This is a genomic window from Paractinoplanes maris, assembly GCF_023544465.1.
Classification (GTDB): Bacteria; Actinomycetota; Actinomycetes; order Mycobacteriales; family Micromonosporaceae; genus Actinoplanes; species Actinoplanes maris.
The window spans coordinates 112,093-132,119 of sequence record NZ_JALPVL010000013.1 but is presented as its reverse complement, the minus strand read 5'-3'; the positions used below and the strand labels follow the sequence as shown (position 1 = coordinate 132,119).

Sequence of the window (20,027 nt, the reverse complement as noted above, 5' to 3'; positions counted from 1 at the left end):
TCTCGGAGAGAGTGGTCGTATGCGCCGCGGCCTGCTCCCCTCCCTGCTCGTCTCCGCTGCCCTCGCGGGCTGCGGCGGGCCGGCGGGCGGGACGACGGCCGACGGGAAGTTCGAGATCGTCACGGCGTTCTATCCGCTGCAGTTCCTCAGCGAGCGCATCGGAGGCGACGTGGTCAGCGTCACGAACCTCACCAAGCCGGGGGCCGAGCCGCACGACATCGAGCTCACCCCGCGTCAGGTCGGTGACGTCGCCGAGGCCGGCCTCGCGGTCTACATCAAGGGTTTCCAACCAGCCGTCGACAAGGCGATCGACCTCGAGGCCGAGGACAAGGCGTTCGACGCCGCGTCGGTCGTCCCGCTGCTGCCGGCCGGGGGCGAGGACGAGCACGGCCACGAGCACGAGACCGCCGAGGGCGGTGAGGACCCGCACGTCTGGCTCGACCCGGTGCGCTTCGCCACGATCGCCGGGAAGCTCGGTGAGCGCCTGGCCGAGGTCGACCCCGGTCACGCCGCCGGTTACCGCGCCCGGGCCCAGGCCTTGGTCACCGAGCTGGGCACGCTGAACGGCGAGTTCACCGCGGGCCTCGAGACCTGCGAGCGGCGCGAGCTGGTGACCAGCCACACGGCCTTCGCTTATCTGGCCGGGCGCTACGACCTGCACCAGGTGGGTATCTCGGGGATCGACCCCGAGGCCGAGCCCTCACCGCAGCGGCTCGCCGCCGTGGCCCGCGAGGCCCGGGAGACCGGCACCACCACGATCTATTTCGAGACCCTGGTCAGCCCGGCGGTGGCCGAGACCATCGCCCGGGAGGTCGGCGCCCGGACGGCTGTCCTCGACCCGTTGGAGGGCCTCGTGGACGACCAGGGTGACTACTTCAGTGTCATGCGGCAGAACCTGACCGCGCTGACCACCGGATTGGGGTGTTCGTGATGAGCGTCGTGACGGTGCGCCACGCCGCGGTCGGCTACGACGGCCGCGAGATCCTGCACGACGTCTCGTTCGAGCTGGGCGCGGGTGAGGTAGTGGCGATCCTCGGGGCCAACGGCTCCGGCAAGTCCACCCTGATCCGGACGATCCTCGGGCTCACCCCGCTCACCCGGGGCGAGATCGACCTGTTCGGCACGCCGCAGCGCAGGTTCCGCGACTGGGCCCGCATCGGTTACGTGCCGCAGCGGCTGGGCGCCGGCAGCGGTGTCCCGGCCACGGTGGGCGAGATCGTCGCGTCCGGCCGGCTGGCCCGCCGCGGCATCTTCCGCTGGCCCGGCGCCGCCGACAAGACCGCGGTGCACGACGCGCTGACCGCCGTCGGCCTCCTCGACCGGATCAACGACCCGGTGACCACGCTCTCCGGTGGCCAGCAGCAACGCACTCTCATCGCCCGCGCCCTGGCCGGCCGGCCCGACCTGCTGGTGCTCGACGAGCCCACCGCCGGGGTGGACGCGGGCAGCCAGGAGGCGTTCGCCGCCGCGCTGGGCCGCTTCCAGGCCGGCGGCGGCTCGATCCTGCTGGTCGCGCACGAGCTCGGCCCGCTGCGCCCGCTGATCGACCGGGCAGTCGTGGTGCACGAGGGCCGGGTCGCCCACGTGGGCCCGCCGCCCGAGCCGGCCGGCCACCACGCCGAGCCCGGCCACGACCACGTGCACCCGCACGCCGTGCCCCAGGCGACCGGCATCTGCGTGGCCCCCACCGACCGGATCGCGGCCGGCTGATGGACCTCTTCCAGTACGACTTCATGATGAGAGCCCTGGCCGGTGCCCTCATCATCGGCCTGGCCGCGCCCGCACTCGGCATCTATCTGGTGCAGCGCCGCCTGTCGCTGATCGGTGACGGCATCGGTCACGTCGCGCTCACCGGTGTCGGCGTGGGCCTGCTGCTCAACCAGTCCCCGGTGATCAGCGCGGTGATCGTGGCGGCGGTCGGCGCGGTCGGGGTCGAGCTGATCCGCGAGCGGGGCCGCACGTCAGGCGACCTGGCGCTGGCCCTGCTGTTCTACGGCGGCATCGCGGGCGGCGTGGTGCTGGTCGCGCTGTCCGACGACGCCAGCAGCAACAGCCTGGTGCAATATCTCTTCGGCTCGCTGATCACCACGTCGCCGGCCGACATCGCGGTGATCGCGGTGCTCGGGGCGGCGGTGCTGATCGCCATGCTGGCCTTCCGGCCGGCCCTGTTCGCGGTCTGCAACGACGAGGAGTACGCGCGGGTCAGCGGTCTGCCGGTGCGGGCGCTCAACATCCTGATGGCGATCACCACCGCCGTGACCGTGACGATCGCCATGCGTACGGTGGGCCTGTTGCTCGTCTCGGCCCTGATGGTCATCCCGGTCGCCGCGGCGCAGCAGGTGACCCGCGGTTTCCGCACCACGATGGCCGCCGCGATGGCGATCGGGCTGGTCGCGGCGGGCACCGGTGTCGTCGTCTCGGCCGAGGCCGACACCCCGCCCGGCGCGACCACCGTCATCCTGGCCCTGGCCGTCTTCGTCGCGATCACCATCGGCGCCGCCGGTTGGCGCGTGGTCCGGCGGCGCGCCCACCCGGTGCGCGAGGTCGAACCCCCCGACGTCGTCCTGCAAGAGGTCTGAGGTCCGATGAGAACCACGCCCGAGGGACCCCGCCCGCCGGCCGGTCCGACGACGACCAGGCCGAGCGGATACGAGGCGTACGAGTCCGCCGGTGAGCTGCTGCGCGCCCTGTCCGCGCCGATCCGGGTCGCGATCGTGGCCGAGCTGGGCGCCGGTGAGCGCTGCGTGCATGAGCTGGTGGAGAAGCTGGGCGCGCCGCAGCCGCTGGTCTCCCAGCATCTGCGGGTGCTGCGGGGGGCCGGCGTGGTGCGGGGTGCGCGCCGGGGCCGGGAGATCGCATACTCGCTGGTGGACGATCACGTCGCGCACATCGTCGCCGACGCGGTCAGTCACGCGAGGGAGGTTCGCTCATGAGCGCCGAACAGAACGTCGCGCAGCGCAACACCAAACAGCGCACCGCGGTCAGTGCCGTGCTGGCCGACGCCGAGGGCTTCTACAGCGCCCAGGAGCTGCACGCCCGGCTGCGCGAACGCGGCGAGCGGGTGGGCCTGACCACGGTCTACCGCACGCTCCAGGGGCTGGCCGACGCCGGCGAGATCGACGTGATGCGCCCGCCGGGTGGCGAGCACCTCTATCGCCGGTGCAGCCAGGGCCACCACCACCATCTGGTGTGCCGCGACTGCGGCAGCGCGGTCGAGGTCGAGGGCCCGGCCGTCGAGTCGTGGGCCGACAAGGTGGCGAGCCGGCACGGCTACGTCAACGTCTCGCACACGATGGAGATCTTCGGGACGTGCCCGGACTGCGCCGCTCACCGATAGCTTGATCCACGTGGGACGCTGTGCGGCGTGAAGCTCTATGCCGACCGCATCCCCACCGCCGTACGTCAGCTCCTGACCGACATCATCGTGGTCCTCTGGGTCTACGCCTGGATCCGCGCCGGCCTCTGGGTCAACGACATGGTCGAGAAGCTGGGCGTCCCCGGCGCCAAGCTGGAGAGCGCGGGCGGCGGCATCGCCGACAACCTGAGCGACGCCGGCAGCAAGGTCGGCGGGGTGCCGCTGGTCGGCGACGAGCTGGTCAAGCCGTTCGAGGGGGCGGCGTCGGCGGCCCGGTCACTGGCCGAGGCCGGCCGTCAGCAGCAGGACGTCGTCGACACGATGGCGCTGGTCGTCGCCCTGATCGCGGTGGCCGTTCCGCTCGCACTGGTGCTCTTCGGCTGGCTTCCGCTGCGGTTGCGGTGGATGCGCCGGGCCGCGGTCGCCGCCGCCGTCCGCGACGAGCCCGCGGGCCGCGACCTGCTGGCCCTGCGGGCTCTGGCCAGTCAGCCGTTGAACAACCTGGCCAAGCTGGGCCCGGACATCGCCCAGAGCTGGCGCAACGGCGACGCGGCGGCGGTCGACGCGCTGGCCGAGCTCGAGCTCAGGAAACTCGGTCTGCGGGCTCGCCGGCCTTGACCTCGGTGTGGCTGACCTCCTCGTCCTCCTGCACCTCGTCCTCGTCGATCCAGTTGCGCCGGAAGAACGGGACAGCCGCCCAGAAGGTCAGGAAGAAGGCGGCGGTGATGCCGGTGAAGACGAAGGCGATCGGCCGGTCCAGGATGAAGTCGGTGACCAGCAGGACGGCGCTGACCATCGAGACGAGCAGGAAGAACAGGCCGCCGGTGGCCATCGCGTGGGCGTACCGCACCAATTCGGGCTTGCGGCCCTGACGGAACAGCGCCCGGTGGAACGCGACCGGCGCGATGATCATCGCGGTGGCGCCGGCCGCGGCGAGCAACGCCACCACGTAGACGTCCTTCTGGAACTGGGTGACCTCCGTGAACCGGTTGCTGAAGGGCAGCGTCAGCAGGAACGCGAACAGGATCTGGATGCCGGTCTGCGCGACGCGCAGCTCCTGGAGGAGATCGGCGAAGTTACGGTCCCAGCGCTGTTTCTCGGTCTCGTGCCGGACGCGCCCCTTGTCTGCCACCATGACGCTGCCGTTTCCCCTGCTTCAACAGAAATCAAACTAGGCCTATACGAGAGATGGCCGCCTCGGCCAGCGCGGTGGCGGCCTGCTCGGGCACCCAGTGGCTGACGCCGCGCATCGCGACCATCTGATAATCCGCCTCGACCCAGTCCCGGGTACGCAGGGCGGCGGTCAGGGTGACCACGCCGTCGCGGTCACTCCAGACGTACGTGGTGGGGACGCGGATGATGCCCGGACCGTCCGGGGAGCTGCCGGTCGCCGCGCGGTACCAGTTCAGGCCGCCGGTCAGCCGGCCCGGCTCGTCGCGCATCGCCTCGACGTACTTGTCGCCCCGCTCGCCGATCGGCTTGAACATGCCGCGCAGCACGGCGCCGTCCCGCGCGAGCAGGAAACGCTCGGCCACCGGGGACTGGAAGACCTTGAAGTACGACATCCGGGCGCGCTGAGCCGCGCGGGTGCGCAGGGCCAGACCCAGCGCCTTGGGGTGCGGCAACGAGACGGCGGTCAGCGTGCGAACCCGGTCGGGGTGGCCGGAGGCGAGCCACCAGCCGACGATCGCACCCCAGTCGTGGCCGATCACGTGCGCGCTCTGCAGGCCGAGCGCGTCGAGCACGGCCACCGCGTCGGCCGTGGGCTCGCTGAGGCGGTAGGCCGCCACCTCGGACGGGCGGGCGCCGGGCGAGGTGCCGCGCTGGTCCAGGGCGTACGTCTTGAGGCCGGCGGCGTGCAACTTGGGCGCCAGCAGATCGAACTCGCGGTGGTCCTGCGGGAAACCGTGCAGGAGCAGCACGGGATCACCGTCGGCGGGCCCACCCTCGTACACGTCGAAGGTCAGCCCGCGCGCCTTGATCTCCATATGTGATCACTCCCTCGCTGTCCCACTGATGCTCCCGGTGTTACTTTCATCGAAACACAGCAGCGAGGCTTCTTCGCAACGGTGGAGATCACCGCCGGTCGCGAAGAGACCTCGATCCGACAGGGGAGCGCACAGCGCTGAGAGTGCGGGCGACCGCAGACCCTCGCACCTGATCTGGGTAATGCCAGCGCAGGAAGTTCGGTCTTTTCTCCAGCCGCGCCGTGCCCGGGCCCACGCCCGGTCGCGGCGTGCGTCTCCTCCCGGTACCCAACTGGGAGGTTCGTTTTGACGTACGAAGGAAGCAACCGCTGGCGCACGATAGACATCGTGATCGCCTCGATCATCGCCGTGGCGTTCGGTGTGATCTTCTGGGCCTGGGGTCTGCTCTGGAACGGGCCGGCCGACGCCATCCCGCTGCCCGGCCGGGCCGTGCTCTACGGCGTCTGGCTGGTGCCGGCCGTGCTCGGCGCGCTCATCGTGCGCAAGCCCGGTGCCGCCTTCTACACCCTCTCGCTCGCCTCGCTGGTCTCGGTGGCGATCGGCGTGAGCTGGGGCTGGACCATCGTCGTCCAGGGCCCGCTGGAGGCGCTCGGCGCCGAGCTGATCTTCGCGGCGTTCGCCTACAAGGTCTACCGCCTGCCGGTGGCCCTGGCGGCCGGCGCGACGGCCGGTGTGGTGGCCGCGGTCTACGACGCGTTCGTCTGGTACGGCGGCACGTCGTGGGCCACGATGCGCCTGCCGTACATCGTCATCACCGGTCTGTCGGCGCTGGTCATCGCCGGGCTCGGCAGCGTGCTGCTGACCCGGGCGCTGGCCCAGACGGGTGTGCTCGACCGGTTCCCGGCCGGTCGGTCGCGAGCGCTCGTCTGATTTGGTTCGATTCATTTATGAGTGAGGTCGTCCTCCGCGGATTCGGCTGGCGTCATGCCGGCCGGCGCGCCTGGGCCGTCCGCGACGTCGACCTGCACATCGCGCACGGCGAGCGGGTGCTCCTGCTCGGTCCCTCCGGGGCCGGCAAGAGCACCCTGCTCGCTGCGCTGGCCGGCCTGCTGGCCGAGGACTCGGGTGAGGCGGCCGGCACGATCGAGATCGACGGCTCCGACCCGCGCGCCCGCGACCACCGGGATCCCGGGCAGGGGGCCGGCATCGTCTTCCAGGACCCGCAGACCCAGCTCGTGATGGCCCGCAGCGGTGACGACGTGGCCTTCGGCCTGGAGAACCGCGGCGTGCCGGCGGCGCAGATCTGGCCCCGGGTCAGCGACGCGCTCGACCGGGTCGGCTTCCCCTACCCGATCACCCGCTCGACCGCCGCGCTCTCCGGTGGGGAGGCACAACGGCTGGCCCTGGCCGGGGTGCTGGCGCTGCGGCCGGGCCTGCTGCTGCTCGACGAGCCGACGGCCAACCTGGACCCGGCCGGGGCGGCGCTGATCCGCGAGTCCCTGTCCGCCCTGCGCGAGCAGACCACGATCCTGGTCGAGCACCGGGTGGCCGAGGCGCTGCCGCTGGTCGACCGGGTGGTCGTGCTCGAACCGGGCGGTGGGGTGCGGGCCGACGGCGCGCCCGAGTTGGTGTTCGCGGCCTACGGCGACCGTCTGGCCGACGAGGGCGTCTGGGTGCCCGGCTTCACGATCCCGCCGCTGAAATCGGCCCGGACGCCCGGCCCCGGCCTGATCCGGGCCGAACAGGTCGCCGTCGAGCAGCGGCTGGCGCCGGTCTCGCTCGGGGTGGGCGCGGGCGAGGTGCTGGCGGTGACCGGGCCCAACGGGGCCGGGAAGTCGACGCTGGCCCTGGTGCTCGGGGGCCTGCTCGCCCCGACCGCCGGACGGGTGTGCGGCTTCGGCGACGACCGGCCGCCGCACCGGTGGCGGGCCGCGACGCTGACCGGGCGGATCGGCTCGGTCTTCCAGAACCCGGAGCACCAGTTCGTCACCGCCCGGGTCGCCGACGAGCTGGCGGTCGGCCCGCGACGACTGGGCAAGCCGGCCGCCGAGGTCGAGCGGATCGTCGCCGACCTGCTCGAACGGCTCCGCCTCGCGCATCTGGCAGCGGCCAACCCGTACACCCTCTCGGGCGGCGAAGCGCGACGGCTGAGCGTGGCCACCGCGCTGGCCACCGCGCCGCGCCTGCTGGTGCTCGACGAGCCGACGTTCGGCCAGGACCGGCGCACCTGGATCGAGCTGGTCACTCTGCTGGCCACGCTGCGCGACGACGGCCACGGCATCCTGGCGGTCACCCACGACGACGACTTCGTGCAGGCGCTGGCCGACCGCACCCACGCGCTGGGCACCGCCCGCCTGCGCGACCCGCTCCCCCACCGGCGCCCCGGCGGCCGCCCGTGACGCTGGCCCTGGAACCGATCGCCGACCCGTCGGCGCCCCTCGCCCGCCGCAACCCGGTGGCCAAGCTGGCGGCGGCACTGGTCTTCTCGCTGCCGCTGATCGCCACCCTCGACCCGGTGACCCCGGCGATCGCGCTGGCCATCGAGCTGGCGGCCATCCCGTTCTTCGGCGTGCGCTACGCGACGCTGCTCCGGCGGGCGTGGCCGCTGCTGATCGGCGCGTTCGGCCTGCTGATCACCATGGTGCTGTTCGCCGCCGACCGCAGCGGCACGCTGCTGCTCGAACTGGGCCCGTTCGACGTGACCACCAGCGTGCTGACGGCGGCGCTGGGCTTGATCCTGCGCCTGTTCGCGGTGGCTGTGCCGGGTGTGCTGGTCTTCGCCACCACCGACCCGACCGACCTGGCCGACGCCCTGGTGCAGAACGCCAAAGCCCCGGCCCGCTTCGCGATCGGCGCGCTGGCCGCCTTCCGGCTGCTGCCGCTGCTCGGCGCCGAGTGGCAGATGCTCACGCTGGCCCGGCGGGCCCGCGGCATCGACGCCGGCCGCAACCCCATCACGGCGTTGCGGCTCTTCGTCTCGACCGCGTTCGCCCTGCTGGTCGGCGCCCTGCGCCGAGGAGGCCGCCTCGCGGTGGCGATGGACGCGCGGGGCTTCGACTCCGCGCAACCCCGCACCTACGCCCGGAAACAGGTCTTCCGCCCGGCCGACACGGCGCTGGTGGTGGGGGCGGCCGCCCTGTCCACCCTGACGCTCGCCTTCACCGTCGCGCTCGGCCTGTTCCGCCCGATCATCTGACCGCCCGCCCGCAGGATCTCAGAAGTTGATCACCGTCTTGCCGATCGTCCGTCTGCTCTCGACCAGTTCGTGGGCTGCCCTCATGGTGTCCACGCGCAGGCCGTCGAGCACCGTGGTGGCGATGGGATGAATCCGGCCCGCGACGACATCCCCGGCCAGCTGGGCGAGGATGTCGCCCTGGCCGGCGATGTCGCCACCGGCCATGATCCGGCTGAAGACGTTCTCAGTGTGCAGGGAGATGGATCTACCGGCCAGCGATCCGAGGTCGAGGGGATCACTCAGGTCGATGACGGCAAGGTGGCCCAGGGGTCGCAGAATCTCGGCCATCCAGCCGAGATTGCCGGCGCTCCCCGACGTGGACAGCACCAGGTCGATCCGGCCGACACCGGCGTCTCGCAGCTGACCTGGCACCTCGGCGGTGTGGTCGACGACCACATCCGCCCCCATCCGCCTGCACCACTCGCGTGATTCGGGACGCGAGGCCGTGCTCGCCACCAGAGCGGAGGTCCTGCTCTTCAGCAGTTGTGTCGCCAGCGTCCCCACCCCGCCGGCGCCACCGACGATCAGCACCCGGTCGATTCCCGGCGCCAAGCCACCCTGATCCCGGAACAACGCCTCCCAGGCGGTGAGGCCGCCGATGGGCAGGGACGCCGCGTCGGAGAACGACAGCTGGTCCGGAATCCTCGCCACCACCCGATGGTCGACCGCGAGTCGCTGCGCCCAGGCGCCGTCTCGTCTCATATCTCCGGTGCCCATCACCCGATCGCCGACGGCGAAGCCCGTCGCGTCCGGTCCCACGGCTTCCACCACCCCCGCGAACTCCCACCCCAGAATGATGCGCCGGCCCGGTTCCGCGCTGCGGGTCCGCCGGATCAACGCTTCACCCGGATTGATGCCCACGGCACGGACCCCGACGAGCAGATCCGCGTCGCGCAGCCCAGGTTCGGCGGTGTCGATGAGCTCGATGGCGAACGCGTCGAGCGAGTGCGCCTGGTGGTAAGCAAGGGCTTTCATGTGACGCTCCTTCGAGGGCCATGTCCACGGCCCTCGTGGTCGATGACTTGGTGTCTCCGGGATACGAGTCAGGCCGCCGGGGAGACACCGGGCACAAAGATCAGCCGGCGGCGCATGGCGGTCGCGGCGATCTCGCGGGCCGGGGCGTACTCCGGGGAGTCGTACCAGGCCTGAAGGGTCTCCATGTCGGGCCATTCGACGACCGCGACCGCAACCCCGGCCTCTCCCTCGGCGACCGTGGGCGAGGCTCCCCAGACGACGAAGCGGCCGCCGAATTCGCCGACCGTGACCGGGGTCAACTCGGCGTAACGCTGGGCGCCCTGCGGGTCGAGGACCTCGAGAACTTCGGTGATGCTGTACGCCGGCGTGCGGCCGGTGGTGACGTCGGACATGGGTGTTCTCCTCAAGTTTTGATGTCGTGCAACATCAAAATTATGATGTCGGTCAGCATCATTGAATGTCAAGCTCTTTGATGTCGAGTAACATCACAACGGGCGAGAGGCCACCCGCAACGGGTGCCGTCCGGTCGAGGAGGTGGCCGAGGTGCCACGCATCACCCAGGAGCAGAAGAAGCTCAACCGCGAAAAGATCGTCCGGGCCGCGAGCGAAGGCTTCAGATCGCACGGCGTCGACGGCATCGGCATCCAGGAGCTGATGAAGACCGCCGGCATGACCAACGGAGGGTTCTACAACCACTTCTCCTCGAAGGAGGACCTCGAGCTCGAGGTCTACCGGCAGGGCTTCACCGACTCACTGGCCGCCCTCGCCGAGATCCGCGAAGCACATCCCCGCTCCGCCCAGGCGGCCCTGCAGGACATGGTCGACCGATACGTGACAGCCGCCCACCGCGATCACCCGGAGACCGGCTGCCCCTCGGCCGCCCTGGCCGTCGACGCCGGACGGCACGGCGCCCCGGCTCAGGCCGAGTATCGACGCGGGCTCGAGGGATACCTCAGCAGCATCACCGAGATGGTGCTCGACCGCGCACGGCAAGCCGGCACCGAACCGACCGCGGCCGAAGCCCGCGAACAGGCGCTGGCGATGTTCTCCCAGATGGTCGGCGCGCTGATCGTCTCCCGCGCCGTCGCCGAAGCCGACCCGGCGCTGGCCGATGAGATCCTGACAGCCAACCGCAAACGGCTCCGACGAAGGTAGAACACGGACGGAGGCGTGCGTCTGCGGCGTATGACTTTCGGCAGTAGTGGTGGGTGCGTGGCCGTCGATAGCCTGGCCGGATGCGGGGACGGCGGGAGTGGGTGGCCGACGGGCTGCTCGGGCTGGTGCTGATCGCGCCGGTGCTGGCCAATCAGGTGATGAGCGCCGACCCGGCCGGTGTCCTGGCGGCTCTCGCGACGGCGGCGGTCCTGGTGGTCACCGTCCGGCGGTGGCCGATCGGGGGCTGGCTGGTCGTGCTGCTGGGCACGCTGGCCGACGGGAACTTCGTGTTCGCGCTGCCGGTGATGAGTTACCTGGTCGGGCTGCGGACCGAGCGGATCCGTACGGTGGCTCTGGCCTTCCTGGCCATCGCGGCCGGCGGCAGTGCGCTCAACTTCGCCGTGCTCGACACCAGTCTGGCCCAGTGGTTCTTCCTGGTCATGGCGCTGCTGCTGCTCGGCGTCTTTCCGTGGCTGGCCGGGCGCTATCGGGCCCAGCACGCGCGGCTCGTGTCGGCCGGATGGGAGCGGGCCGCCCGCCTCGAATACGAGCGCCGCATGGTGGTGCGGGAGGTCCGGCTGCGGGAGCGCGCCCGCATCGCCCAGGAGATGCACGACTCGCTCGGCCACGAGCTGAGCCTGATCGCGCTCAACGCCGGCGCCTTGGAGACCACGCCCGGTCTGCCGGCGAAGCAGAGCGCGGCCGCCGGGCGGATCCGCGAGTCGGCTGCCACCGCCACCGACCAGCTTCGCGACATCATCGGTGTGCTGCGCGACGAGGACGACCACGCCCCGCTCGAGCCGGCCGGCGAGTCGGTCGAGACGCTGGTGGCCCGCTCCCGCGACGCCGGGATGACGATCACGCTCGAGTGTGCCGGCGAACCACCGGCGGTCGCCTGGCCGGTCGTGCGCGAGGCCCTCACCAACGCGAGCCGGCACGCGCCGGGCGCCGCCGTGCGGATCACCCTCACCGGCTCGTCGGTCGAGGTAGTCAACGACCCGGGCGATCGGCCGGCGAGCGGCCCGGCGACGGGGCTCGGCCTGATCGGGTTGCGGGAACGCGTACGGCTGGCGGGCGGGACCCTGACCGCCGGGCGCACCCCCGACGGGGGTTTCCGCACCGCCGCCGTGATCGACGACGAGGTGCCGCCGGAGCCGACGCCGGTGACCACCGAGCTGCACGACGCCCGCCGCCGGACGCGCCGCAGCCTGGCCGCGGCCATCGTCACCCCGCTCGTGCTGGCCACGGTCACCGCGGTCGGCTACTACCCGTTCGCGGTGGCCGGCTCGGTGCTCGACGAAGCCACGTTCGACACCCTCGAAGAGGGCGCCCCCCGGGCCGAGCTGGCCGAGGTCCTCCCGCCCCGGCAGGCGCCCGGCGACAAACCGCGGGGCTGCGAGCTCTACACCGACGGCAACTTCCCGATGGCCGACGCCGCCTACCGGTTGTGCTTCTCCGGCGGCCGGCTCACGAGCAAGGAACGACTGAAGTGAAGGTGCTGATCGCCGATGACGAGGCGATGATCCGGGCCGGCATCCGGGCGATCCTCGACAACGACCCCGGCATCGAGGTGATCGGTGAGGCCGCGGACGGGATCGAGGTCGTCGACCTGGTGCGGCGGCACCGGCCCGCGGTCGTGCTGCTCGACATCCGGATGCCGCGCCGCGACGGGCTGGCCGCCGCGGCGGAGATCCGCCGGCTCGCACCGGAGACCGGGGTGCTCGTGCTGACCACGTTCGGCGAGGACGAATACATCGTGCGGGCCATCGCGGCCGGCGCGGCGGGCTTCCTGCTCAAGTCGAGCGACCCGCGCGAGCTGACCGCGGCGATCCGGGCCGTCGCGGCGGGCGCGGCCTACCTGTCGCCGCGGGTGGCCCACCGGGTCATCACCGAGCTGGCCGGGGCCCGCCTCGGCGCGGGCGCGGCCGCCCGGTCGAGAGTGGACACCCTCACCGATCGGGAGCGCGAGGTGCTGGCCCTGGTCGGTGAGGGACTGTCCAATGCGGAGATCGGGCGGCGGCTCTTCCTCGTCGAGGGCACCGTGAAGGCGTACGTCAGCAGTCTGTTGAGCCGGCTCGGCGTGCGCAATCGGGTGCAGGCGGCGATCGTCGCCTACGAGGCCGGGCTGCTCTGATCAAGCGTCGCGCCGGTTGAGCTCGCGGTAGCCCACCGCGAACGCCGCCACCGCCCAGGCCGCCACGATCACCAGGCCGAGACCCGGGGCGTACGGGTCGGTGTCGCCCAGCAGGAAGTGGTTCCCGGCCACGCCGGGCAGCCCGTCGGCGATCGCGGTGAGCACGGCGATGTCCGGCACCTGCAGCAGCGGTGGCACCACCACGACCAGCATGAGCAACACGACCAGGGTGAGCACCGGGCCGCGCAGCGCCGCGCCCAGTCCGACCGCGACCACGCCCAGCAGGGCCAGATACGCGCCGATCTTCAGCGCGGTCGGGACGATGCCGCCGGCGTCGCCGAGATCACCCAGCACTGGGAACGCGACCACCCCGCCGACCACCCCGGCGACGGTGCCGCCCACGAATATGACGGCCGCGACGACCGCGCTCTTGGCCAGCAGCAGCCGGAACCGCGACGGGATCCAGGTCAGCGTCGCGCGGCTGGTGCCGGTGGAATACTCGCCGGTCATGGCCAGCATGGCCAGCGCCACGAAGGCCAGCTGCGCGAAGCTCAGGGCGAGCACCGCGATGCTTCCGGCGGGCACGAGGCCGTCGCGGAACAGGCCCGGGTCGAGGTCGCCGTTCTCGGCATAGAGCGCGTACTGCCCGGCGCCCGCGGCCATGAGCACGAGCGCGGCGACCAGGGACCACCACACCGTACGAATCGTCCAGAGCTTGATCCACTCGGCGCCGATCGCCGCTCGCAGCACGGTCATCGCAGCGCACTCCCGTCGGTCAGCGTGTAGTAGGCGTCCTCCAGCGAGGCGTGCCCGGCCAGGATCCGGTCGAGGGGCGCGTCGGCCAGCAACCGCCCGTGGCCGATCACGATCAGATGGTCGGCGGTCACCTGCATCTCGCTGAGCAGGTGACTCGAGACCAGCACGGTGCGCCCCTCGGCGGCCAGGTCGCGGGTGAGCCCGCGGATCCAGCGCACGCCGTCCGGGTCGAGGCCGTTCACCGGTTCGTCGAGGATCAGCACCGGCGGGTCACCCAGCAGCGCCCCGGCGATCCCGAGCCGTTGCCCCATGCCCAGCGAATAGGTTCCCGACCGCTTGCGCGCCGCCCCACCCAGGCCGGCCATCTCCAGGACCTCGTCGACCCGCCCGGGCGCGATCCCGTTGCTGCGGGCCATCGCCCGCAGGTGGTCGCGACCCGTACGGCCCGGGTGCGCCGCCTTGGCCTCGAGCAACGCCCCGACCTTGCGCAACGGCCACTCGTACGCGGAGTAGGGCCGCCCATCGAGGAGCGCCCGCCCCGAGGTGGGCCGGTCCAGACCCAGGATCATGCGCAGGGTGGTCGACTTGCCGGCGCCGTTGGGCCCGAGAAACCCGGTGACCCGGCCCGGCCGCACTTCCAGATCGAGCCGGTCGACCGCGAGCGTGGCGCCGAACCTCTTGGTGAGTTGCTCCAGGGTTATCAACATGTGCCGGACGGTAGAACCGCAGGTGCCGTCGCCACCCGACCCGAACGGCAGTCGCCCGTACTGACGAAAGTCATGCTCAGGACACGATGCGTTGATCTGTCGCCGCGAATGTGGGCCGACGAATGCATCAATCAGTGGGAGATCATTGATATGGGTCACGGCCACGACCATCACCACCACGACGACGTGCACCAGGGCACCGATCTCGCTCCGGCGATGGACCTGAGCATCCCGGACAGCGAGCTGTCGCCGTCCGATGTGTCCCGGCGCGGCTTCCTGCGCGGCGCCGGCCTGCTCGGCGCCGGCGCGGCCGCTTCCGTGCTGGCCACCCCGTCCGCCGCTCAGGCGGCGGGCCTGCCGCACAGCCACGGCCCGGCGGGCGGCGGCACCGAGAAGGGCGGCTTCAAGTGGCTCTCCGGTGACCACCACATCCACACCCAGTACAGCTCGGACGCCCAGTACCGGGTGATCGACCAGGCCCGGCACGGCCACGCGTTCGGCCTCGACTGGGTCGTCATCACCGACCACGGCAGCGTCACCCACGCCAAGATCGGCGTCGACAAGGTCAACCCGGACATCCGCGCCACCCGCGACGAGCTGCGCGAGCTGCTCACGTTCCAGGGTCTGGAGTGGAACATCCCGGGCGCCGAGCACGCGACGGTCTTCGTGACGCCGAGCCGGAACGAGGTCGAGGTCCTCAAGAAGTTCGAGCAGAACTACGACGGCTCGGCGCTTCCCGCGACCAACACCACCGAGCAGAACGAGGCCGCCGCGATCGCCGGCATCAAGTTCCTCGCCTCGCAGGTCAAGGCGCGCAAAGTGGACGGCGCGTTGTTCTTCGCCAACCACCCGGCCCGCCGCGGCATCGACTCGCCGCACGAGATCCGCAACTGGCGGGACGCCGACCCGACCGTCGCCGTCGGCTTCGAGGGTGCGCCCGGCCACCAGGCCGCCGGCATCCCCGCCCCGAACGGGCGCGGCGGCGCCCGTGGCTACTACGACAACAACCCGTCGGCCGCCTCGTTCGCGGGCTACCCGCTGGAGAGCTACCGCACCTGGGGCGGCTTCGACTGGATGACCGCCACCGTCGGCGGCCTCTGGGACAGCCTGCTGGCCGAGGGCAAAGCCTGGTGGATCACGGTCAACTCGGACTCGCACGTCAACTACCTGGACCAGTCGGACCGGGGCCCGGACAGCAACTTCGAGGTCAACGGCAAGTACAACGACCCGGTCTACACCGGCAAGACGCTGACCACGGCAGGCGACTTCTGGCCCGGCTTCTACGGCCGGACCGCGGTCGGCGCCTCCTCGTGGGGCTACAAGCAGGTCATGGACGGCCTGCGCGCCGGCCGGGTCTGGGTCGACCACGGCCGCCTGATCAAGGGCCTGGACGCTCGCGTCCGGGTGGCCGGCGACCGCCGCGGCTCGTCCGGCACCCCGCTCGGCGGCGTCGTGCACGTCAAGCGCGGCACCACCACCGAACTCACGCTCGACATCGACCTGCAGGACGTGCCGAACTGGGCGCAGTTCATCCCGGTCCTCAAGCGGGTCGACGTCATCGTCGGCACGGTCACCGGCCCGGTCGCCGACAAGGACGCCTTCACCGCCCCGGACACCAAGGTGGTCAAGTCGTTCGAGATCTCCCAGGCCTCGGGCAAGGTGTCGATCACCTACTCGCTCGGGCGTCTCGACAAGCCGTTCTACGTGCGCGTGCGAGGCACCGACGGCAAGCGCACCCAGCCCGGCCTGATGGGCGCCTCGGTCGACGCGTACGGCCCCCGGCTGGACGTCGTCGGCGACGCCGACCCGTGGGGCGACCTGTGGTTCTACACCAACCCGATCTGGGTTCTGCCCAAGTGACCCTGTACCGCTCGGTTGCCGTCCTCCCGAGCCTCGGCGTCTCGCTGGGGCATCGGGAGGTCGGCGCCGCCGACCACTGGATCCTCTCGCTGGAGCCGGCTCCGTCGCTGGCCTGCACCCACCTGGTGAAGTCGCCGTTCCCGCACGTGGCGATCAGCCTGGTCGGCTCCTCGTTCGACGGGACGCCGGCCGAGCTGCGGGCGGCGGCCGACGAGGCGGCGGCCGGCCGGTTCGGCCGCGCGGTCGTCTTTCCCGGGTCGTCCGAACTGACCGGCACGCTGACCGTGGCCGAGGTGCTGGCCACCACCGCGATCGACCGGGTCGAGGTGCTCGGCTCGGGGGTGGCCGACGCCGCGCTCAAGCTGGACACCCGCGACTTCGTCCGCCCGCAGTATCGGGGTGGCGACCTCGTCCTGGTGACGATGCCGGCCGTGGGCGGCACGCTGGTGCCGTTCGAAACGCGGGATCCCACCCCCTGCTGCGCCGACCACGCCTAGCTCGTTCTCTACGCTGGGACCGTGTCTCGTAACTCGCTGCAGTCCACGCTGGCCGAAGCGACAAGCGGGGTGATGCTCTTCAGCATCACCCCGCCCCGCCGCAACACCGCTCCGGAGCGGGTCAAGGAGATAGCCGAGATCACCGTGCGCCGGCTGTCCGGCCTGGATCTCGACGGCCTGATCCTCTACGACATCGACGACGAGTCGGACCGCAACGCCGACCAGCGCCCGTTCCCCTACCTGCCGACCCTCGACCCGGCCGCGTTCCACGCCGACCACCTGGGCGACTGGGACAAGCCGACGATTATCTACCGCTGCGTCGGCAAGTACACCGAACCGGAACTGAGCGGCTGGCTGACCTCGGCCGACGAGTCGACGACGCTGGGCGTCTTCGTCGGCGCCTCCTCCGGCGGCAAGCCGGTGCGGACCAGCCTGCGGCGGGCCCAGCAACTGCACCACGACATCCGCCCGTCACTCCCACTGGGCGCGGTGGTGATCGGCGAGCGCCACGCCCGCCACGGCGACGAGCACCTGCGCATGCTGACCAAACAGGAGCGCGGCTGCGGCTTCTTCATCTCGCAGGTGGTCTACGACCTGAACGAGAGCAAGAACCTGGCCTCCGACTACTTCTACGCCTGCCAGGAGGCCGGCATCCGCCCCCGTCCCCTGATCTTCACCCTGTCGCTGTGCGGCTCCCCCAAGACGCTCGAGTTCCTCGCCTGGCTGGGCGTCCAGGTCCCCGCCTGGCTGGCCACCGAGCTCCGCCAGTCCGACGACCCGCTGGCCGATTCCCGCCGCGAGTGCCTGGCCATGGCCCGCGACCTGAAGGCCTTCTGCGAGCGCCTCGGCCAGCCCTACGGCTTCAACATCGAGAGCGTCTCCATCCGCAAGGCCGAGATCGAGGCCTCGACCGAACTGGCCCGCGAGATCGCCGCCTTGATCCGCACGCCGCCCGATGCCGACGTCTTCGTCAACGCTCAGGAGACAAAGGCCTTGAGGACGTCGTAAACACTGTTGCCGGCAACGCCGAGAGCGATGGCACCGCCGCAGCGCTTCAACAGTTGACCGACCGCTTCACGCAGGCCTGATTGACGGGTATCACGTCTCTCGACGGCCTTCGCGATAAGTTGCCGCAGAGGCTTCAGCTCCGGATCGTCCCAGGGAAGATCCTCTGCCTGAAGGAGGCGATCCAGCGCCTTGAGGACATCGTCATCGGCCGGACGAGGCGCAAAATTCGTCGTCTGGCCGATGAGATCGCCTTCCACGTAGTTGACGTTGTTACTGGAGCCTTTGTAGAAGTTGGACTTCGGCCCGTACTTCCCGCTCATGCTCGCCTTCCTCTCGCGGCCTCGCCTGTTCTCGTCGCTACAAAGTTGCCAAACGCGACCAGCATCCGTCAGCCGTAGCATCGACGTCTCAGGCAAGGATCCGTCGGGTGCGGTTCGCAGGATATCGACGACCGATGTCTTTCCCTTGACGTCGACAAGCCCCCACATCAGACAAGCGCGTAACGCACGAAGCATCACCGGACGACGCATTGGTCCGAACGACTCGGCCACGTTCGTCAGCAGAGTTCCATCCTGGTCGGCAACCAAGGCATCCACGAGAACCTTCAAGGCCGCAGACTCATCGGGGTCGCTGTCCGCACTCACGACCGGAACAGCGAACCGAACGGAATAGACCCTGCTACGCGGATCCCAGTCCTTGATGCCGCCGTCAGCGAAGGCGACTCGACGGGTGTTGCCGCCAACTTGCAGGCGAGCGATGACCAGCCGGTAATCCGCCAGGGGTCTCGCTACGGATTTCGGATGCTTACGCTTGTAAGCCTTTTCCGTAGCATCATATTCATTCTTGTCACAGACCCACATGCCGGATCGAATCCCGTTGGCCTGCGTAGGCTCGGTGGCGTGGCTCCGACAACGCTCGACTCGCCTACGCCGATCGCCGAGTTCCTTCGCCTCGTAGCCTCTCTCAAAATACCGTGACGTGCTCGGCTGGTCCTTCCAGAGCCCGACGCCGAGGGCGGCGGCTGCCACCAGCATTCCTGGCCACCACACCAGCCAGCTGATGAGAGCGGCCACTCCGGACGGAACAATATAATAGGACAGGGTCACCGCCTGCACCCACGCGCGAGGCGGTCGCAGATGTTCGCGGGCGCCGGTCATCAATTGATCGCTACTCAGGCGATCACAATCCGGAATTTGATGAACAGCCATTGTGCGCCACCCTGCCCGTCCGGAGGTCGCGCCGCGCGGAACAGATCACTCCGGGCAACCTCAAACGCAGCGTAGTTGGTGGCCGCCGAAGCTTCAAAGATAGAAAGGTGACAATGTCACCGAGACTTGATTCACCTCGAACAAGTCAGCCGGCGACAACATCTGCAAGAAGCACCACGCGGTTTCGCTTGTGAACTTCACGGTTGACCGCTATGTCGTCCGAGTTCTTGGCTCATGGCGGGTGCAGGTCAAATCAACAAAGCCAGATCTTCATCGGTGAGGCGCAGGGCGCCGGCGGCGATGTTGTCGAGCAGGTGCTGCTCGTCGCCGGTGCCGGGGATGGCCAGGACGTTCTCGCCCTGGTGGAGTGTCCAGGCCAGACGGACCTGGTGGCCGGTGACGCCGTGGGCCGCGGCGATTTCCCGTACGGCGTGGCCGGCCGCCGCCGGGGCGCCGTCCTCACGGCCGGGGCCGGCGATGGCGAAGAACGGGACGAAGGCGATGCCCCGCCCGGTCAGGGTGCGGACCAGGTCGGTGTCCCGGCGCAGGTCCACGGCGAAGCTGTTCTGGACGCAGGCGACCGGGGCGACCGCGGCAGCCTCGTCGACCTGGGCCAGGGTGGCGTTGGAGATGCCCAGGTGGCGGATCAGGCCCTCGTCGCGCAGTGCGGCCAGCGCCTCGAATCGGGCTGCCACGGGAGCGGTGCGGCTGGTCAGTCGCAGGTTGACCAGGTCGAGACGGTCCACCCCGAGGCGGCTCAGGTTCTCCTCCACCTGGGCGCGCAGGCGGGCGGGAGTGGCGGCGGTCTCCCACTCGCCCGACGGCAACAGACCGGGGCCGACCTTGGTGGCGATGAGCAGATCTTTCCCGTACGGGAAAAGGGCCTCCCGGATCAGGTCGGTGGCATATCGGCGCGGGCCGGTGCCGCTGTCGATGATGCCGCCGGGCGTCACATAAAAGGCGGCGGTGTCGATGTGGTTGACGCCCAGTTCCACGGCTTTGCGGAGGACGCGGAGCGCGGTGCCGCGGTCGGGATTCGCGGTGAGCCGCATCGAGCCGAAGCCCATGCGGTTGACGGTCTGATCGCCCAGTTTCCAGGTGCCGGCGGCGGATGCGGTGATCACTGCGGCCACGCTAATGACATCGTGTCCCGGCGGCACTCGGCCGTCCGCTCGATACCGGTTTGTCTACACCTTTGCTAGGTTGTTA

22 protein-coding genes, 1 pseudogene and 1 riboswitch are annotated in these 20,027 nt (G+C 70.6%); of the genes and pseudogenes, 15 read left to right on the top strand and 8 right to left on the bottom strand.

All coding sequences use genetic code 11. From position 1 onward, the window contains the following. The first annotated feature begins 19 nt into the window (after nt 1-19). Genes NAG42_RS33730 through NAG42_RS33705 form a run of 6 tightly spaced genes read left to right on the top strand, consistent with a single transcriptional unit; the run spans nt 20 to nt 3,973 of the window. A complete protein-coding gene (locus NAG42_RS33730; protein ID WP_250036021.1) occupies nt 20-931 on the top strand; it encodes a metal ABC transporter substrate-binding protein in 912 nt (303 codons plus the stop codon). Further along, nucleotides 931-1,710: a metal ABC transporter ATP-binding protein gene (locus NAG42_RS33725; protein WP_250036020.1), complete on the top strand. Its 780-nt coding sequence runs from the start codon at nt 931-933 to the stop codon at nt 1,708-1,710. The genes NAG42_RS33730 and NAG42_RS33725 overlap by 1 nt, the downstream gene beginning before the upstream one ends. After that, nucleotides 1,710-2,579, top strand: a complete 870-nt coding sequence (locus NAG42_RS33720; RefSeq protein WP_250036019.1) for a metal ABC transporter permease — start codon at nt 1,710-1,712, stop codon at nt 2,577-2,579. Before NAG42_RS33725 ends, NAG42_RS33720 begins: the two co-directional genes overlap by 1 nt. 6 nt (nt 2,580-2,585) lie before the next feature. Beyond that, a complete protein-coding gene (locus NAG42_RS33715) occupies nt 2,586-2,933 on the top strand; it encodes an ArsR/SmtB family transcription factor (RefSeq protein ID WP_250036018.1) in 348 nt (115 codons plus the stop codon). Next, the gene (locus NAG42_RS33710) at nt 2,930-3,337 is read left to right on the top strand and encodes a Fur family transcriptional regulator (protein ID WP_250036017.1); all 408 of its coding nucleotides are present in this window, start codon (nt 2,930-2,932) and stop codon (nt 3,335-3,337) included. The genes NAG42_RS33715 and NAG42_RS33710 overlap by 4 nt, the downstream gene beginning before the upstream one ends. A 27-nt stretch (nt 3,338-3,364) precedes the next feature. Further along, a complete protein-coding gene (locus tag NAG42_RS33705) occupies nt 3,365-3,973 on the top strand; it encodes a hypothetical protein (RefSeq protein ID WP_250036016.1) in 609 nt (202 codons plus the stop codon). On the opposite strand, the gene NAG42_RS33700 is transcribed toward NAG42_RS33705, so the two are convergent. Continuing rightward, entirely contained in the window at nt 3,939-4,490 is a 552-nt protein-coding gene (locus NAG42_RS33700; RefSeq protein ID WP_250036015.1) for a DUF6328 family protein, read from the bottom strand. The genes NAG42_RS33705 and NAG42_RS33700 overlap by 35 nt on opposite strands. Before the next feature lie 31 nt (nt 4,491-4,521). Next, the gene (locus NAG42_RS33695; RefSeq protein ID WP_250036014.1) at nt 4,522-5,343 is read right to left on the bottom strand and encodes an alpha/beta fold hydrolase; all 822 of its coding nucleotides are present in this window, start codon (nt 5,341-5,343) and stop codon (nt 4,522-4,524) included. Between the two features lie 111 nt (nt 5,344-5,454). After that, nucleotides 5,455-5,557, top strand: a riboswitch (TPP riboswitch). A gap of 71 nt (nt 5,558-5,628) precedes the next feature. Between NAG42_RS33695 and NAG42_RS33690 the strand changes: the two genes are divergently transcribed. From NAG42_RS33690 to NAG42_RS33680, 3 genes are read left to right on the top strand one after another with little or no spacing between them, the layout of a single operon-like run. Continuing rightward, nucleotides 5,629-6,213 (top strand): ECF transporter S component, encoded by a 585-nt coding sequence (locus tag NAG42_RS33690; RefSeq protein WP_250036012.1) that lies wholly within the window; start codon nt 5,629-5,631, stop codon nt 6,211-6,213. A 17-nt stretch (nt 6,214-6,230) separates the two neighbouring features. Beyond that, entirely contained in the window at nt 6,231-7,682 is a 1,452-nt protein-coding gene (locus NAG42_RS33685; protein ID WP_250036011.1) for an ABC transporter ATP-binding protein, read from the top strand. After that, entirely contained in the window at nt 7,679-8,479 is an 801-nt protein-coding gene (locus NAG42_RS33680; protein WP_250036010.1) for an energy-coupling factor transporter transmembrane component T family protein, read from the top strand. The genes NAG42_RS33685 and NAG42_RS33680 overlap by 4 nt, the downstream gene beginning before the upstream one ends. An 18-nt stretch (nt 8,480-8,497) precedes the next feature. On the opposite strand, the gene NAG42_RS33675 is transcribed toward NAG42_RS33680, so the two are convergent. Together NAG42_RS33675 and NAG42_RS33670 are read right to left on the bottom strand one after the other, a co-directional pair. Then, complete coding sequence (locus NAG42_RS33675; RefSeq protein ID WP_250036009.1) at nt 8,498-9,493, bottom strand: alcohol dehydrogenase catalytic domain-containing protein; 996 nt, start codon at nt 9,491-9,493, stop codon at nt 8,498-8,500. A gap of 68 nt (nt 9,494-9,561) precedes the next feature. Next, a complete protein-coding gene (locus NAG42_RS33670) occupies nt 9,562-9,885 on the bottom strand; it encodes a DUF1330 domain-containing protein (protein WP_250036008.1) in 324 nt (107 codons plus the stop codon). Between the two features lie 151 nt (nt 9,886-10,036). On the opposite strand from NAG42_RS33670, the gene NAG42_RS33665 reads away from it, so the two are divergent. From NAG42_RS33665 to NAG42_RS33655, 3 genes are all read left to right on the top strand, one after another. After that, entirely contained in the window at nt 10,037-10,648 is a 612-nt protein-coding gene (locus NAG42_RS33665) for a TetR/AcrR family transcriptional regulator (protein WP_250036007.1), read from the top strand. Nucleotides 10,649-10,728: 80 nt separating this feature from the next. Beyond that, on the top strand, nt 10,729-12,141 hold the full coding sequence (locus NAG42_RS33660; protein WP_250036006.1) for a sensor histidine kinase: 1,413 nt from the start codon (nt 10,729-10,731) through the stop codon (nt 12,139-12,141). Beyond that, nucleotides 12,138-12,782, top strand: coding sequence for a response regulator transcription factor (locus tag NAG42_RS33655; protein WP_308201222.1), 645 nt, complete (start codon nt 12,138-12,140; stop codon nt 12,780-12,782). The genes NAG42_RS33660 and NAG42_RS33655 overlap by 4 nt, the downstream gene beginning before the upstream one ends. Here NAG42_RS33655 and NAG42_RS33650 read toward each other — a convergent pair whose 3' ends face one another. Beyond that, nucleotides 12,783-13,538 carry an ABC transporter permease gene (locus NAG42_RS33650; protein ID WP_250036005.1) on the bottom strand — a complete coding sequence of 252 codons (756 nt, stop codon included), beginning with the start codon at nt 13,536-13,538 and terminating at the stop codon, nt 12,783-12,785. A 56-nt stretch (nt 13,539-13,594) separates the two neighbouring features. Next, a pseudogene (locus NAG42_RS33645) lies at nt 13,595-14,242 on the bottom strand (ABC transporter ATP-binding protein); the annotation flags it as partial. Between the two features lie 153 nt (nt 14,243-14,395). Between NAG42_RS33645 and NAG42_RS33640 the strand changes: the two are divergent. Genes NAG42_RS33640 through NAG42_RS33630 form a run of 3 tightly spaced genes read left to right on the top strand, consistent with a single transcriptional unit; the run spans nt 14,396 to nt 17,610 of the window. After that, nucleotides 14,396-16,105 (top strand): CehA/McbA family metallohydrolase domain-containing protein, encoded by a 1,710-nt coding sequence (locus tag NAG42_RS33640; protein ID WP_250036003.1) that lies wholly within the window; start codon nt 14,396-14,398, stop codon nt 16,103-16,105. After that, complete coding sequence (locus tag NAG42_RS33635) at nt 16,102-16,602, top strand: hypothetical protein (protein ID WP_250036002.1); 501 nt, start codon at nt 16,102-16,104, stop codon at nt 16,600-16,602. The genes NAG42_RS33640 and NAG42_RS33635 overlap by 4 nt, the downstream gene beginning before the upstream one ends. 21 nt (nt 16,603-16,623) lie before the next feature. After that, nucleotides 16,624-17,610, top strand: a complete 987-nt coding sequence (locus tag NAG42_RS33630) for a 5,10-methylenetetrahydrofolate reductase (RefSeq protein ID WP_250036001.1) — start codon at nt 16,624-16,626, stop codon at nt 17,608-17,610. Here NAG42_RS33630 and NAG42_RS33625 read toward each other — a convergent pair. Beyond that, the gene (locus tag NAG42_RS33625) at nt 17,580-18,818 is read right to left on the bottom strand and encodes a hypothetical protein (RefSeq protein WP_250036000.1); all 1,239 of its coding nucleotides are present in this window, start codon (nt 18,816-18,818) and stop codon (nt 17,580-17,582) included. The genes NAG42_RS33630 and NAG42_RS33625 overlap by 31 nt on opposite strands. 248 nt (nt 18,819-19,066) lie before the next feature. Further along, the gene (locus NAG42_RS33620) at nt 19,067-19,942 is read right to left on the bottom strand and encodes an aldo/keto reductase (protein ID WP_250035999.1); all 876 of its coding nucleotides are present in this window, start codon (nt 19,940-19,942) and stop codon (nt 19,067-19,069) included. Between the last annotated feature and the right edge of the window lie 85 nt (nt 19,943-20,027).